Source organism: Allorhizobium sp. nf9_anc (genome assembly GCF_056323085.1).
The window spans coordinates 1,739,859-1,754,979 of the sequence record NZ_CM150481.1 but is presented as its reverse complement, the minus strand read 5'-3'; the positions used below and the strand labels follow the sequence as shown (position 1 = coordinate 1,754,979).

Here is a 15,121-nt window from a genome sequence, read left to right as displayed (position 1 = left end):
CCAGCATTTGCACGATTTTTTGTCGATGCGTGAGCTTTGCCTCTTGGCAAGCCAGAGCTGACTGTCTAAAAATAATGCAAATGCGTTCTTTGCCTGAAAGATAATCATTTGATTTCCGTCGCGTTGGACACGCCCTTCAGCATCGGCAAGGTTCCCGTCCGGAACCGGCTTGTGCTTGCGCCGATGTCCGGAGTGACCGATCTGCCATTCCGACAGTTGGCCTTTCGCTTTGGTGCTGGACTTGTCGTGACCGAAATGGTGGCAAGCCGCGAACTTGTCTTCAATGCAGCAGAAAGCTGGTCGCGCCTCAAGGGGGCGGGGCTCACGCCCCATATGGTCCAGCTAGCCGGCCGCGAGGCAAAATGGCTGGCTGAGGCTGCCGTCATTGCAGAGGCGAACGGCGCCGACATCATCGATATCAACATGGGCTGCCCAGCCAAGAAGGTCATCGGTGGTTATGCCGGGTCTGCCCTCATGCGCGAACCGGAGCACGCTTTGTCGCTGATCGAAGCGACGGTGAAGGCAGTGAAGATCCCTGTCACGGTCAAGATGCGTCTCGGCTGGGACGAAAACTCGATGAATGCGCCTGACATTGCGGCCCGTGCGGAAGCTGCCGGTGTGCAGCTGATCACGGTCCACGGCCGCACGCGCATGCAATTCTACGAAGGCCGCGCCGATTGGGACGCCATCGCCGCTGTTCGCGATGTAATCCGCATTCCACTGATCGCCAATGGCGACGTCGAGACCGTCGAGGATGCTCACGACATATTGCGCCGCTCCGGCGCTGATGCGGTGATGGTCGGTCGTTCGTGTCAGGGCAGGCCCTGGCATGCCGGTGTCCTCGCTGGTCATGCCGGCCCTCGGGCTTCCGATATCCCCGGCCTCGTCGTCGAACACTACAGGATGATGCTGGAGCATTATGGCGCGGAGGTAGGCGTCCGCCACGCCCGCAAGCATCTCGGCTGGTATCTCGACCGCCACGCACCTGATCTCGCGGGCGAAACCAAGGCCGCAATCATGACATCGAAGGACGCCGGTTTTGTCGCCGAGGCTCTGGAGCTTGCGCTCTCGAGCAGTGCCGACGCCAGCGCCAGACAGGAGGCCGCATGACGGCGAACGACAACGCGGGCACCAACGGCCTTGCCATGGCAGTGCTGAACGCCATCCAGAACCCGGTGGTGATGGTCGACGCAAACGGCCATATCGCATTCGCCAATTGGGAGGCGGAAGCCTTTTTCGGCGCGAGTGCTTCCCATCTGGCGCGCTACCGCATCTCGACCTTCATTCCCTTCGGCAGTCCGCTGCTGTCGCTGATCGAACAGGTGCGTGAACGCCGCGCTCCGGTGAATGAATACCGCGTCGATCTGAGCTCGCCGCGCCTCGGGCAGGAGAAGCTGGTCGACCTTTATGTGGCGCCGGTTCTGAGCCAGCCCGGCAATGTCGTCGTGGTCTTCCAGGAGCGCTCCATGGCCGACAAGATCGACCGTCAGTTGACCCATCGGGCCGCGGCCCGCTCCGTCACTGGTCTGGCCTCCATGCTCGCGCACGAAATCAAGAACCCGCTTTCCGGTATCCGCGGAGCGGCCCAATTGCTTGAGACAGCGGTAACCGACGAAGACCGGGCGCTGACCCGGCTGATCTGTGATGAGACCGACCGCATCGTCTCGCTGGTCGACCGCATGGAGGTCTTCTCCGACGAGCGCCCGGTCGACCGCCAGTCGATCAACATCCACTCGGTCCTCGATCAGGTGAAGGCCGTCGCCAAGGCAGGCTTTGCCCGCAACATCCGGATCACCGAGAATTACGATCCCTCTCTGCCGCCGGTCTTTGCCAACCGTGACCAGTTGGTGCAGGTCTTCCTCAACCTCGTGAAGAACGCTGCCGAAGCGATCGGCGAACGCTCCGATGGCGAGATCCAGCTGACGACCGCTTATCGCCCGGGCATTCGCCTCTCGGTCGCGGGCTCCCGCGAGAAGATCTCGCTGCCACTCGAATTCTGCGTTCATGACAATGGGCCAGGCGTGCCGTCCGATCTCCTGCCGCATCTCTTCGATCCCTTCATCACAACGAAGACGAACGGCTCCGGTCTTGGGTTGGCCCTGGTCGCCAAGATCATCGGCGGCCATGGCGGCATCGTTGAATGCGACAGCCAGGCGAACCGCACCACCTTCCGGGTCCTCATGCCCATGTCGAAAGAGACAGCGCTCGACGACGCGCCTCTTGCCAAATCCACGGGAACGAACTGATGACGGCCACGATCCTTGTTGCAGATGACGATGCTGCGATCCGCACGGTGCTGAACCAGGCACTGAGCCGTGCAGGTTACGACGTCAGGATCACCTCGAACGCTGCCACCCTCTGGCGCTGGATTTCGGCAGGCGAGGGCGATCTGGTCGTCACCGACGTCGTGATGCCGGATGAAAACGCCTTCGATCTCCTGCCGCGCATCAAGAAGGCGCGGCCGGATCTGCCAGTCCTCGTCATGAGCGCCCAGAACACCTTCATGACCGCCATCAAGGCCTCCGAGAAGGGCGCCTATGACTACCTGCCCAAGCCTTTCGACCTCACCGAGCTGATCGCCATCATCGGCCGCGCGCTGTCGGAGCCGAAGAAGCGCCCGGCGCGCCTCGACGATGACATGCAGGACGGCATGCCGCTGGTCGGCCGCTCGGCCGCGATGCAGGAAATCTATCGCGTACTCGCCCGACTGATGCAGACGGATCTGACGCTGATGATCACCGGCGAGTCGGGCACCGGCAAGGAACTGGTGGCCAAGGCGCTGCACGACTATGGCAAACGCCGGAACGGCCCCTTCGTCGCGATTAACATGGCCGCCATCCCGCGCGACCTGATTGAGTCGGAGCTCTTCGGCCATGAAAAGGGAGCCTTTACCGGCGCCCAGACCCGCTCCACCGGTCGCTTCGAGCAGGCCGAGGGCGGCACGCTCTTCCTCGACGAGATCGGCGACATGCCGATGGATGCCCAGACCCGTCTGCTCCGTGTCCTTCAGCAGGGTGAATACACCACCGTCGGTGGCCGTACCCCGATCCGCACCGACGTCCGGATCGTCGCTGCGACAAACAAGGACCTGAAGCAGTCGATCAACCAGGGCCTTTTCCGCGAAGATCTCTATTATCGACTGAACGTCGTGCCGTTGCGCCTGCCGCCGCTGCGCGACCGCGCCGAGGACATTCCGGATCTCGTCCGCCATTTCATCCAGCAGGGCGAAAAGGAAGGTCTCGATTCGAAGCGTTTCGACCATGAAGCGCTCGAAGTGATGAAGTCCTATGCCTGGCCGGGCAATGTCCGCGAGCTGGAGAATGTGGTCCGCCGCCTCATGGCGCTTTATCCACAGGATGTGATCGCACGCGAAATCGTCGAGCAGGAACTGCGTGCCGATGTCTCCGACAGCCCAATCGCCAAGGTCGGCATGCCCTCGGGCACGATGACGATCTCGCAGGCCGTCGAGGAGAACATGCGGACCTACTTCGCATCATTCGGCGATGCCCTCCCGCCGTCGGGCCTCTACGACCGTGTTCTGACGGAAATGGAATATCCGCTGATTCTCGCGGCCCTGACCGCCACCCGCGGCAATCAGATCAAGGCAGCCGATCTGCTCGGCCTCAATCGCAACACGCTGCGCAAGAAGATCCGGGAGCTGGGCGTCTCGGTCTATCGAAGCTCCCGCTCGGCTTGACAATTGCGGAACCGCCGTTGCAATTTCGCCACATTGCGTTGCTCAAAAGTCACGTCTCATCGTGATGGACCTTAGCCGTTCATGGCTACCGATGTGACGAGCCTTGCAGAAACAAAGTCGACGGGAACCGCCAGGCGGCCGCGTCAATAAGATCCGATAGCGCGGATCCGGGGGAAATGATGGCACGCGTGAGGAACGCCGCCGCAGCAGATGTTGACACGCTGGCACACGACCGCCGCGCATCCTTTGCGCTGCCTGGTCTGCTGACCGCTGGCGGTGCGCTGCTCTGCGCGTCGCTGACCCTGCCGATCCTGCTCGGCCTGACCCCGATCGAGCCCACCTCCCGGGTGCTGGTCGCGTCGGCGGTCATCAATTCGCTGTTCATCGTTGGTCTGGTTTTCCTGATTGGCCGGGAAGTGATGCGCCTGTTCAAGGCGCGCAACCGCGGGCGTGCCGCCGCGCGCCTTCATGTCCGCATCGTCGCGCTCTTCTCCGTCATCGCGATCACGCCGGCGATTCTGGTGGCCATTTTCGCCTCGATCACGCTCAATGTCGGGCTGGATCGCTGGTTCTCGATCAGAACGCAGTCGATCGTTTCATCGTCGATGAACATCGCCCAGGCCTACATGATGGAGAATGCCAGCTACCTCCAGGGCCAGACGATCTCCATGGCGAACGATCTGGAGCGCAATCGCGCGCTCTTTTACCTCGATCGGACCGGCTTCGTGGAGCTGATGACCCGCCAGGCGCGCGGTCGCGGCATGCTCGGCGCCTTCCTGGTGCGGGAAGATGGTTCTGCCATCACTCAAGCCGACATCGATACGGAAAAGCCTCTGCCGGCCATTCCCCGGGATGCGCTTGCGAGCGCCTCGGCAGGTCAGCCGACATTGATCCCGCCGGGCATCACCAATCTCGTCGGCGCCATCATCAAGCTCGATAGCCTGTCGGGAACATTCCTCTACACCATCAGAGCCGTTGACCCGAAGGTCATGCAGGCGATGCGCCAGATGGAAGAAAACACCGCCGAATACCAGTCGATGGAGGACGGCCGAACGACGCTGCAGATCGCCTTCGCCATTCTCTATCTCGGTTTCGCACTGATCGTGCTGCTGGCCGCCATCTGGACCGCAATCGCCGTCGCGGACCGGATCGTGCGGCCGATCCGCCTGTTGATCGGGGCCGCCGACAGTATCGCGTCCGGCAACCTCAATGTCCTGGTGCCCGTCCGCGCGGCAGACGGCGATGTCGGCAGCCTGTCGCGGACCTTCAACAAGATGGTTTCGCAGATCCGCTCGCAGCGCGACGAGATCCTGGAAGCCAAGGACGAGGTCGATGACCGCCGACGCTTTATCGAAGCGGTTCTCTCGGGCGTTACGGCCGCCGTCATCGGCGTCGAGGACGATGGCATCATCACCATCGTCAATCCGTCTGCCGAATACTTCCTGGCACTGCCCGGCGAACAGCTGATGGGCCAGAAGCTGGCGCTCGTCGCCCCTGAGGTCGACCGGGTGCTGGCCGAAGCGGCTGTCCGCCATCGCGGTGAATATCGCGAACAGATCAACATGATCCGGGGCGGTAAGGAACGCACCCTCAACGTCCAGGTGACGCGGGAGGAGACCCGAGGCTCGGTCGATTCCTACGTCATCACCCTTGATGACATCACCGATCTGGTCGTCGCCCAACGCTCCACCGCCTGGGCCGATGTGGCGCGGCGCATCGCCCACGAAATCAAGAACCCGCTCACTCCGATCCAGCTCTCAGCGGAGCGGTTGAAGCGCCGCTATGGCAAGCAGATCGCCGAAGACGACAAGGCCGTCTTCAACCAGTGCACAGACACGATCGTGCGTCAGGTCGAGGACATCGGCCGCATGGTCGACGAATTCTCCGCCTTCGCCCGGATGCCGAAGCCGACGAAGCAGCGCTCAGACCTGCGCGAGATCCTCACGGACGCCGTCTTCCTGCGCGAGATCGGCAGCGCCGAAATCGAATTCCAGCGGAGCTTCGGCGACGAGCCGCTGGAGGGGAGCTTCGACGCGCGCATGCTGGCTCAGGCTGTCGGCAACATCGTCAAGAACGCCGTCGAATCGATCGAGGCGGTGCCGAAGGAAGAACTGGGCGACCACGGCAAGATCCTGGTCCGCTCGACATTCGATTCCGAACTCGACCGGTTCACGGTCGACGTGATCGACAACGGCCGCGGCCTGCCGACGGAGAACCGGCACCGCATTCTCGAACCCTACATGACGATGCGCGAGAAAGGCACCGGCCTTGGCCTCGCAATCGTGAAGAAGATTATTGAAGAGCATGGCGGGCAGCTTGAGCTGCACGACGCACCTGTGGATTTCGACCGGGGCAGGGGTGCGATGATCCGCATCATCCTGCCGCGCGCAGACGCCCCCGCCATGGTCACTGAAAGCGATAAGGAAAAGGTCTATGGCCTCTGATATTCTGGTAGTCGACGACGAAGAGGACATTCGCGAGATCGTCTCCGGTATTCTGAGTGACGAGGGACACGAGACCCGCACCGCCCATGATGCCGACAGCGCGCTTGCCGCCATCTCCGACCGTGTCCCGCGTCTGGTCTTCCTCGACATCTGGATGCAGGGCAGCCGGCTTGATGGCCTTTCGCTGCTCGACGAAATCAAGGCACGCCATCCTGATCTGCCGGTCGTAATGATCTCCGGTCACGGCAATATCGAGACGGCTGTCTCGGCCATCAAGCGCGGCGCCTTCGACTTCATCGAAAAGCCCTTCAAGGCCGATCGCCTCATCCTGATCGCCGAGCGCGCGCTGGAAAATTCCAAGCTCAAGCGTGAGGTCTCCGAACTCAAGCGCCGGACCGGTGACGCGATCGAACTCATCGGCACCTCGGTCGCCGTCTCGCAGCTCCGCCAGACGATCGAGAAGGTCGCGCCGACCAACAGCCGCATCATGATCTTCGGCCCCTCTGGCTCCGGCAAGGAACTGGTCGCCCGCATGATCCACAAGCGTTCGACCCGCTCTGTCGGGCCGTTCGTCTCGTTGAATGCGGCGGCGATCACGCCGGACCGTATGGAGATGGCGCTGTTCGGCACCGAAGGCACGCCCGGCCAGCCCCGCCGCATCGGTGCGCTGGAGGAAGCCCATCGCGGCATTCTCTATCTCGACGAAATCGGCGAAATGCCGCGCGAGACCCAGAACAAGATCCTGCGCGTGCTCGTCGAGCAGCAGTTCGAGCGCATCGGCGGCTCCAAGCGCGTGAAGGTGGATGTGCGCATCATTTCCTCCAGCGCCTACAATCTCGAAAGCCTGATCGCCGAGGGGCGCTTCCGGGAAGACCTCTTCCATCGCCTGGCCGTCGTGCCGGTAAAGGTGCCGGCGCTTGCCGAGCGCCGCGAGGACATCCCCTTCCTCGTCGACATGTTCATGCGCCAGGTCTCCGAGCAGGCCGGCATCCGCCAGCGCAAGATCGGCGAGGACGCCATGGCGGTCCTCCAGGCGAATGACTGGCCGGGCAATATCCGTCAGTTGCGCAACAACATCGAACGCCTGATGATCCTCGCCCAGGGCGACAGCCCCGAAGCGCCGATCACGGCCGAGATGTTGCCGCAGGATCTCTCCGACATGCTGCCGAAGGTTTCGGCCCGCAACGACACGCATATCATGACGCTGCCCCTGCGCGAGGCGCGTGAAATGTTCGAACGAGACTACCTGATTGCCCAGATCAACCGTTTCGGTGGCAACATTTCACGCACGGCGGAATTCGTCGGCATGGAACGCTCAGCCCTCCATCGCAAACTGAAGTCGCTTGGCGTATAAGCGGTCGAACCGAGTCCGGTAGAACCGATCCTGGGGCAGGAAGCATAGAATGAAAGTCATCATCTGCGGCGCGGGCCAGGTCGGTTACGGCATTGCCGAGCGTCTCTCCCAAGAAGGCAACGACGTCTCGGTCATCGACACCTCCGCCTCGCTCGTCTCGCATATCACCGAGACGCTGGATGTGAGCGGCTATGTCGGCCACGGCGCCCATCCGGATGTGCTGGCGAGGGCCGGCGCCGATCAGGCCGAAATGCTGATTGCCGTGACGCTCTACGACGAAATCAACATGACCGCCTGTCAGGTCGCCCATTCGCTGTTCAACGTCCCGACCAAGATCGCCCGTATTCGTTCGCAGAACTATCTGCGGCCGGAATATTCCGATCTCTTCAGCCGTGACAACCTGCCGATCGACGTGACCATTTCGCCGGAGATTGAGGTCGGCAAGATGGTTCTGCGGCGCATTTCCTTCCCCGGCGCCACCGACATCGTGCGCTTCGCCGACGACCATATTGCCATGCTCGCCATCGAATGCATGGAAGATTGCCCTGTCGTCGACACTCCGCTCAACCAGCTGAGCGAACTCTTTCCCGACCTCATGGCGACGGTCTGCGCCATCTATCGCAACAGCCGCCTGAATGTCGTGCGCTCGCAGGATCACCTGCAGGTCGGCGACCTCGCCTATGTGATCTGCCAGCGCGACCACGCCCGCCGCACGCTCGGCCTCTTCGGCCATGAGGAGCAGGAAGCCGGTCGCATCGTCATCGCCGGCGGTGGCAATATCGGCTACTACGTCGCCCGCGCCATCGAGGAGATGCAGCCGAAAACCCGCCTGAAGATCATCGAGAACGATCGTGAGCGCGCGCTTGCGGTCTCCGACCAGCTGAAGGACGGCATCGTCCTGCACGGATCGGCACTCGACCAGAACATCCTCCAGCAGGCCGACATCCAGGATGCCGACCTGATGGTGACGCTCACCAACAACGACCAGACCAATATCCTGAGTGCCGCCATGGCCAAGCGCCTCGGCTGCAAGTCGGGCATGGCACTGATCAACAGCCCGTCCTTCCACGAACTGGCGACGTCGATCGGGATCGATGCCCACATCAACCCGCGCGCCGTCACCATTTCCCGCGTGTTGCAGCATGTCCGCAAGGGCCGCATTCGCGCCGTCTATGCCGTCCAGAAGGGCAAGGCCGAAGTGATCGAGGCGGAGGCGCTGGAAACCTCTCCGCTCGTCGGCAAGCCCTTCCGGGAGCTTGAATTGCCGCCTGGCCTGCGCATCGGCGCGATCCTGCGCGACAAGACCGTGATCCGCCCCGATGGCGACACCAAGATCAAGGCCAAGGACCGCGTGGTTCTCTTCGCCGCTGCAGAGGCCGTTCGCCATGTCGAGCAGCTCTTCCGCGTTTCGATCCAGTATTTCTGAAGGTTCACAACCCCATGCCGCGCATTGCCTATGTCAACGGTCGCTATCTGCCGCATTCCGAGGCGGGCGTGCATATCGAGGATCGCGGCTATCAATTCGCTGACGGTGTCTACGAGGTCTGTGAAATCCGCCACGGTGTCATCGTCGATCTGACCCGGCATCTGGATCGCCTGGATCGCTCTCTGTCGGAGCTTGCCATGAGGCGCCCGATGAGCCGGGGAGCACTCACCCAGGTCATCCGCGAGGTCGCCCGCCGCAACCGGGTGAAGAACGGCCTGTTTTATCTCCAGGTGACACGCGGCGTCGCCCGCCGCGACCACGTCTATCCGTCGCCGGATACCCCGCCGAGCCTCGTCATCACAGCCAAGATCACCGATCCGGCGGTAATTGCGACGAAAAACGAAAAGGGCTTGAAGGCAATCACGCTTCCCGACAATCGCTGGGACCGAGTCGATATCAAGACTGTCGGGCTTCTGCCCAATGCCATGGCCCGTCAGGCGGCAAAGGAAAAGGGCGCACAGGAAGCCATTTACGTCGACGCCCGAGGTATGGTGACTGAAGGCGCGGCAACCAATGTCTGGATCGTCGACAAGGACGGCGTTCTTGTCACCCGCCCCGCCAACCAGGGCATCCTGCGCGGCATCACCCGCACCGGGCTGATGGATGTGACGGCAAAGCTTGGGATAGAGGTGCAGGAACGTGAGTTCTCCCGCGAAGAGATGCTCTCGGCCCGCGAAGTCTTTATCACCGCTGCAACCAGCATCTGCTTCCCGATCGTCGATATCGATGGCCAGCCGATCGCCAATGGCCACCCTGGCGCCATGGCCGAACGGATCCGTTCCGCCTTTTTCGACGTTGCGGAAAAGACGGTGATTTGATACCACGTTTTTTCGGCGGAGGGGCGAGGGGCCAATTCCCCAAGCGGACCAGCTGTCAAACAATAATCACACCGGTCGACAAAGCACCGGCAAAAAAGAAAGAAGCGGCGCCATGGCGGAACGTTCTCAGAATCTGCAGGATCTTTTCCTCAACACCGTGCGAAAGCAGAAGATTTCGCTGACGATCTTCCTGATCAACGGCGTTAAGCTCACCGGTGTCGTGACATCCTTCGACAATTTCTGTGTTCTCCTGCGTCGCGACGGCCATTCCCAGCTGGTCTACAAGCACGCCATCTCGACCATCATGCCCGGCCAGCCGATGACGATGTTCGAGAACGACGAAGCCTCTTCCGGACAGGACTGAGATCATCACCAGCCGCGATACAAAGAACGAATCGATCATCCCGGAGGACGAAAAGCGCCGGGATGACATGCGGGCACTCGTGCTCGTTCCTGTCCTGAAGCAGGCAAAGGCGCAGCCTCTTCCCGAAGGCGCTCCGCCGGCCCCGAGCCGCTCGAATGAAGCGCGTCTCGAAGAGGCGATCGGTCTTGCCCGCGCCATCGATCTCACCATCGTTCAAGGCTTGATCGTCACAGTTAGCCAGCCACGACCCGCAACACTCATGGGATCCGGCAAGATCGCCGAGGTGAAGGCGCTGCTCGACGAATTCGACGCGGGCCTCGTCATCGTCGATCATCCGCTCACCCCGGTTCAGCAGCGCAATCTTGAGAAGGAATGGGGCGCCAAGGTCATCGACCGCACGGGCCTGATCCTGGAAATCTTCGGTCGCCGCGCCTCCACCAAGGAAGGCACGCTGCAGGTCGACCTCGCGCATCTGAACTACCAGAAGGGCCGTCTGGTCCGTTCCTGGACCCACCTTGAGCGCCAGCGCGGCGGCGCGGGCTTCATGGGTGGTCCGGGTGAAACCCAGATCGAAGCCGACCGGCGCATGCTGCAGGACAAGATCATCAAGCTCGAGCGCGAGCTTGAACAGGTGGTCCGCACCCGTCAACTGCACCGCGCCAAGCGCCGCAAGGTGCCGCATCCGATCGTCGCCCTCGTTGGCTACACCAATGCCGGCAAATCGACGCTGTTCAACCGCATCACCGGTGCGGGCGTGCTCGCCGAAGACATGCTATTTGCGACGCTCGATCCGACGCTCCGCCGCATGAAGCTGCCGCATGGCCGCACCGTGATCATGTCTGACACCGTTGGTTTCATCTCCGACCTGCCGACCCACCTCGTTGCCGCCTTCCGCGCAACACTGGAAGAGGTGCTGGAAGCCGATCTCATCCTGCATGTCCGCGACATGTCGGATCCTGACAATGGCGCACAGTCGGCCGATGTCCTGCGCATCCTCGACGATCTCGGCATCGACGAGAAGGAGCGCTCGGAACGGATCATCGAGATCTGGAACAAGATCGACCGTCTCGACCCGGAGAACCACGACGGCATTCTGCAGAAGGCAGCCGGTCGCGCAAACGTCCTGCCGGTCTCCGCCATAACGGGCGAGGGCGTCGACACACTGATCGACATCATCTCGCAGCGCCTGTCCGGCGTGTTGACCGAGGCGACGATCACCATTCCGGCCGACAAACATGCCGTTATCTCCTGGCTCTACGAGAACGCGGTCGTCGAGGGCCGCGAGGATCACGAGGACGGCTCCGTCAGTCTCGACGTGCGCCTGACCGATCGCCAGGCCAACGAGTTGGAGCGCAAGCTCGGCGGACTGCAGCCCACGGTTAAGGAAGACTGGGAGCGCTGACCAAAGGCGTGATGACCTCTTGATCCAGGTCAACTGATCGCGCCGCCATGTGTGTCAACTTTTGTTTACACACATGGGAGGTGGTCATGCGCGTCGTCTTCATTCATCCGAACTACCATTCCGGCGGCGCCGAGATTGCCGGCAACTGGCCACCCGCCTGGGTCGCCTATCTCGGCGGGGCGCTGAAGTCGGCCGGGTTCACCGATATTCATTTCCTCGATGCGATGACCAACGACATGACCGAGGACCGGCTGCGTGACGAATTGCGCCGCCTTCAGCCGGATTTGATCGGCTGCACCGCGATCACCCCGTCGATCTACATGGCCGAGCGCTGCCTCGAGATTGCAAAAGAGGTCTGCCCACAGGCGCTCCGCGTTCTTGGCGGCATCCATGCCACCTTCATGTACCAGCAGGTGCTGACCGAGGCGCCTTGGATCGACGTGATCGTCCGCGGCGAGGGCGAGGAGATCATCTTCGAGCTCGCCCGCGCCTTTGCCGCCGGCACCTGGAAGGAGGCGAGGGCGGGCATCAAGGGCCTCGCTTACATCACCGACGACGGCAAGATCATCGCCACGCCGGCCGCCCCCACCGTCAAGAACTTCGATGCCGTCGATCCCGACTGGACGCTGCTCGAATGGGAGAAATACATTTACGTGCCTCTCGGCGTACGCGTCGCGATCCCCAACATGGCGCGCGGTTGCCCCTTCACCTGCTCCTTCTGCTCGCAGTGGAAGTTCTGGCGCGACTACCGCATCCGCGATCCGAAAAAGGTGGTCGACGAGATCGAGAAACTGGTCAACGACCATCAGGTCGGCTTCTTCATTCTCGCCGACGAGGAACCCACAATCAACCGCAAGAAGTTCATCGCCTTCTGCGAGGAGCTGATCGCGCGCGGCCTGCCGGACAAGGTGAAATGGGGCATCAACACCCGCGTCACCGACATCATCCGCGACGAGGAATATCTGGCGCTCTATCGCAGGGCTGGCCTCGTGCATGTCTCGCTCGGCACGGAAGCTGCCGCCCAGCTGAAGCTCGATCGCTTCAACAAGGAGACCAAGGTCGCTGAGAACAAGAAGGCGATCCGCCTGCTGCGCGAAGCCGACATCTTCACCGAGGCGCAGTTCATCGTCGGGCTGGAAAACGAGACGGCGGAGACGCTGGAGGAAACCTATCGCATGGCGCGCGACTGGAACCCGGATCTCGCCAACTGGGCCATGTACACGCCCTGGCCCTTCTCGCCGCTGTTTCAGGAACTCGGCGACAAGGTCGAGATCTTCGACTTCTCGAAATACAACTTCGTCACGCCGATCATGAAACCCGACGCCATGGACCGCGCCGAACTGCTCGACCGCGTCATGAACAATTACCGCCGCTTCTACATGATCAAGGCGCTCTTCCACTACCCCTGGCGCGGCAAAGGCTTTCGGCGGCGCTATCTTCTCGGCTGTCTCAAGGCCTTCATGAAAGCCGGCTTCGAACGGAAATTCTACGATCTCGGCAAGCACAATTATTGGGGCCCGCAGTCAAAGGAAAAGGTCGATTTCGGCTTCGACATGACCCGCAAGATCGCACCGGCCCAGATCGACGACTGGCAGGCGGCTTCCGACCGGGCAAGCCAGTTGCGAGCTCGAAAGGCTGGGGCGGCGGAAGAGGCGCGGACACCCGTGCTTGTTTGCGGCGGAGGGCCGGAGAGCCACGATGCCCACGTCTGACAGCAGCTTGGCGCGACTGTACGACGACGATGTCGCAGAAGGCGCCCGTGAAGCCAGGCCGCCAGCCCGGATCGGCCCCAATGCTGTCATCCAGACGGGGCAGGCGCTCGCGGCGCTGTTTGGCGACGAGACGGCGCGGCAGATCTTCGACCGAGCGGGCATCGGCCATCGCTACGCCGCCCCACCCGGTACGATGCTGGATGAACGAGAGCCGCAGCGGCTGTTCGCCGTGCTTTGCGACACCTTGTCGGATCAGGACGCCGCCCGCGTCCTGGCGGAAGCCGGACACCGCACGGGCCAGTATCTGCTAGCGTACCGCATACCGAAACCGGCTCGCTGGTTGTTGCCGCGTCTGCCGACCGCCATTTCTGCGCGGGTGCTTAGCCGCGCCATCTCCGCCCATGCCTGGACATTTGCCGGAAGCGGCGTGTTTTCAGGGGAGGTCCACGGCTGGAGGCGACCAGTCATTCACCTTGCAATCCAGGAAAACCCGCTCGCGACCCCCGGCTGCCCCTGGCATGGTGCCGTATTCGAACGCCTCTTCGCCACCTTGACCGCAACCCAAGTCTCGGTCCTGCACCCCCGCTGCCAAGCCAAGGGCAACGACTGCTGCGAATGGACGATTACGTGTGCGACTGGGCCACTGCGTTCTGACCGAATGTCTCGGAGAGCCGCAGCCGACCGACCGGATCGAGAAGATCGCCCGTCACAAGCGTCGAGATGATGGATCGCACGCCTGGCAGCGTCGTCACGGGCGCGATCAGGTGATCCCGCAAGGCAGGCAGCAGGCGACTGTCCGATTGGTAGAAGGGCGTCAGCACCCGACTGAGGAACTGGTAGCTGCGCACATGCATCTGCCTTTGCCGCAGATGCTGCGCGATCGCGGCATCGATATCCTCTGCGTGGACGAGGGCCGAGGCGAGCGATGCAGCGTCGAGCAGCGCCATGTTGGCGCCCTGGCCGAGCTGTGGGCTTGTCGCATGCCAGGCATCCCCGATCTTCAGCGCGTGCCGCCCGATCACCGGCGAACGTGTCTGGTGGCGATAGCGCGCATGAACCGGCTCCGCGGCAGCCGCGAGCGGAAGCGCATCGGGCCACAGCTTGCCCACCGCCTCCAGCCAAGCGTCGCGGCCAGCCTTGACCCACGCGGGATGATCACTGGTACGCAGGCTCCAGAAGAAGGTCGCCATGGCGGGCGCCCCTTCGCGGGCGGTCCCGACCGGCAGCACACCGGCCATCCGTGAGGCACGGCCATAGCGCTGTTCGAGCAGGTTTTCCTGGAATGGCCCGCCATCGGGGAAGGGCACCGTTGCCCAGAGCGCGCCGTAGCTGAGTTCGCTATCCGGTCGACTGCCGATCGGGGAATTGGCCCCCATGGCATCGATGACGAGGTCTGCTTGTGATGATCGAGCACCATCCTTGAAGACGAGACAAGCACGAGGCCCCGGCTCGACGTCGCTGATCCGTGCCGACGCCTCGAAAGCCACACCGGCTTCGCGAGCCGCCTCGAACAAGGTGTCGAACAGCGCCACCCGCTGGACAGCGATCCCGAATTCGCCAGACCGGTAGCGGACGTCAAGCACAGGCTTGCCGCCGTCCTTCAACCGTCCGACCATCCGGTCGATGCGTCGCCCGCGTACGGCGACCGGATCGAGCAGGCCCATGGCCGCCAGAACCTGAGCCCCCGTCGGCTGCAGCACGAAGCCGGAGCCCACCGGACGTGGCGCATCCATCTGGTCGTAGAGTGTCACGGAGGCGCCGAACCGGGCGAGCATGGTGCCGAGAGCCAGTCCCCCGACGCCAGCGCCGGCAATGGCCACATCAAGTCCAGTGAGCTTCATGCT

Annotated in this window: 12 protein-coding genes; 11 read left to right on the top strand and 1 reads right to left on the bottom strand. The window is 62.6% G+C overall.

Annotated elements, in window-relative coordinates; translation table 11 throughout:
* Positions 1-93: 93 nt before the first annotated feature.
* The 11 genes from dusB (at position 94) to bchJ (ending at position 14,001) form a co-directional block, all read left to right on the top strand.
* On the top strand, positions 94-1,110 hold the full coding sequence (gene dusB, locus AC02Y0_RS08295) for a tRNA dihydrouridine synthase DusB (RefSeq protein ID WP_476383993.1): 1,017 nt from the start codon (positions 94-96) through the stop codon (positions 1,108-1,110).
* Positions 1,107-2,246 (top strand): two-component system sensor histidine kinase NtrB, encoded by a 1,140-nt coding sequence (locus AC02Y0_RS08290; protein WP_102020040.1) that lies wholly within the window; start codon positions 1,107-1,109, stop codon positions 2,244-2,246. Before dusB ends, AC02Y0_RS08290 begins: the two co-directional genes overlap by 4 nt.
* On the top strand, positions 2,246-3,697 hold the full coding sequence (gene ntrC / locus AC02Y0_RS08285; protein ID WP_102020041.1) for a nitrogen regulation protein NR(I): 1,452 nt from the start codon (positions 2,246-2,248) through the stop codon (positions 3,695-3,697). Before AC02Y0_RS08290 ends, ntrC begins: the two co-directional genes overlap by 1 nt.
* A gap of 179 nt (positions 3,698-3,876) precedes the next feature.
* The gene (locus AC02Y0_RS08280; RefSeq protein WP_476383450.1) at positions 3,877-6,141 is read left to right on the top strand and encodes a sensor histidine kinase NtrY-like; all 2,265 of its coding nucleotides are present in this window, start codon (positions 3,877-3,879) and stop codon (positions 6,139-6,141) included.
* The gene (gene ntrX, locus AC02Y0_RS08275; protein ID WP_476383449.1) at positions 6,131-7,495 is read left to right on the top strand and encodes a nitrogen assimilation response regulator NtrX; all 1,365 of its coding nucleotides are present in this window, start codon (positions 6,131-6,133) and stop codon (positions 7,493-7,495) included. The genes AC02Y0_RS08280 and ntrX overlap by 11 nt, the downstream gene beginning before the upstream one ends.
* A gap of 49 nt (positions 7,496-7,544) precedes the next feature.
* The gene (gene trkA / locus AC02Y0_RS08270) at positions 7,545-8,921 is read left to right on the top strand and encodes a Trk system potassium transporter TrkA (RefSeq protein WP_476383448.1); all 1,377 of its coding nucleotides are present in this window, start codon (positions 7,545-7,547) and stop codon (positions 8,919-8,921) included.
* Between the two features lie 14 nt (positions 8,922-8,935).
* A complete protein-coding gene (locus AC02Y0_RS08265; RefSeq protein WP_476383447.1) occupies positions 8,936-9,799 on the top strand; it encodes a D-amino-acid transaminase in 864 nt (287 codons plus the stop codon).
* Between the two features lie 112 nt (positions 9,800-9,911).
* Entirely contained in the window at positions 9,912-10,163 is a 252-nt protein-coding gene (gene hfq / locus AC02Y0_RS08260; protein ID WP_006728386.1) for an RNA chaperone Hfq, read from the top strand.
* A gap of 67 nt (positions 10,164-10,230) precedes the next feature.
* The gene (hflX, locus tag AC02Y0_RS08255; protein ID WP_476383446.1) at positions 10,231-11,565 is read left to right on the top strand and encodes a GTPase HflX; all 1,335 of its coding nucleotides are present in this window, start codon (positions 10,231-10,233) and stop codon (positions 11,563-11,565) included.
* An 86-nt stretch (positions 11,566-11,651) separates the two neighbouring features.
* Entirely contained in the window at positions 11,652-13,277 is a 1,626-nt protein-coding gene (bchE, locus tag AC02Y0_RS08250) for a magnesium-protoporphyrin IX monomethyl ester anaerobic oxidative cyclase (protein WP_476383445.1), read from the top strand.
* Positions 13,264-14,001: a bacteriochlorophyll 4-vinyl reductase gene (gene bchJ, locus AC02Y0_RS08245; protein ID WP_476383444.1), complete on the top strand. Its 738-nt coding sequence runs from the start codon at positions 13,264-13,266 to the stop codon at positions 13,999-14,001. Before bchE ends, bchJ begins: the two co-directional genes overlap by 14 nt.
* On the opposite strand, the gene AC02Y0_RS08240 is transcribed toward bchJ, so the two are convergent.
* Positions 13,901-15,118: an FAD-dependent oxidoreductase gene (locus tag AC02Y0_RS08240; RefSeq protein ID WP_476383443.1), complete on the bottom strand. Its 1,218-nt coding sequence runs from the start codon at positions 15,116-15,118 to the stop codon at positions 13,901-13,903. The two genes, bchJ and AC02Y0_RS08240, sit on opposite strands and share 101 nt — an antisense overlap.
* Between the last annotated feature and the right edge of the window lie 3 nt (positions 15,119-15,121).

Coding starts and splice junctions, on each gene's coding strand:
- ntrX (WP_476383449.1), top strand. CDS start 6,131: ATGGCCTCTGATATTCTGGTAGTCGACGACGAAGAGGACATTCGCGAG.
- AC02Y0_RS08280 (WP_476383450.1), top strand. CDS start 3,877: ATGGCACGCGTGAGGAACGCCGCCGCAGCAGATGTTGACACGCTGGCA.
- ntrC (WP_102020041.1), top strand. CDS start 2,246: ATGACGGCCACGATCCTTGTTGCAGATGACGATGCTGCGATCCGCACG.
- trkA (WP_476383448.1), top strand. CDS start 7,545: ATGAAAGTCATCATCTGCGGCGCGGGCCAGGTCGGTTACGGCATTGCC.
- bchE (WP_476383445.1), top strand. CDS start 11,652: ATGCGCGTCGTCTTCATTCATCCGAACTACCATTCCGGCGGCGCCGAG.
- bchJ (WP_476383444.1), top strand. CDS start 13,264: ATGCCCACGTCTGACAGCAGCTTGGCGCGACTGTACGACGACGATGTC.
- hfq (WP_006728386.1), top strand. CDS start 9,912: ATGGCGGAACGTTCTCAGAATCTGCAGGATCTTTTCCTCAACACCGTG.
- hflX (WP_476383446.1), top strand. CDS start 10,231: ATGCGGGCACTCGTGCTCGTTCCTGTCCTGAAGCAGGCAAAGGCGCAG.
- AC02Y0_RS08240 (WP_476383443.1), bottom strand. CDS start 15,118: ATGAAGCTCACTGGACTTGATGTGGCCATTGCCGGCGCTGGCGTCGGG.
- AC02Y0_RS08265 (WP_476383447.1), top strand. CDS start 8,936: ATGCCGCGCATTGCCTATGTCAACGGTCGCTATCTGCCGCATTCCGAG.
- AC02Y0_RS08290 (WP_102020040.1), top strand. CDS start 1,107: ATGACGGCGAACGACAACGCGGGCACCAACGGCCTTGCCATGGCAGTG.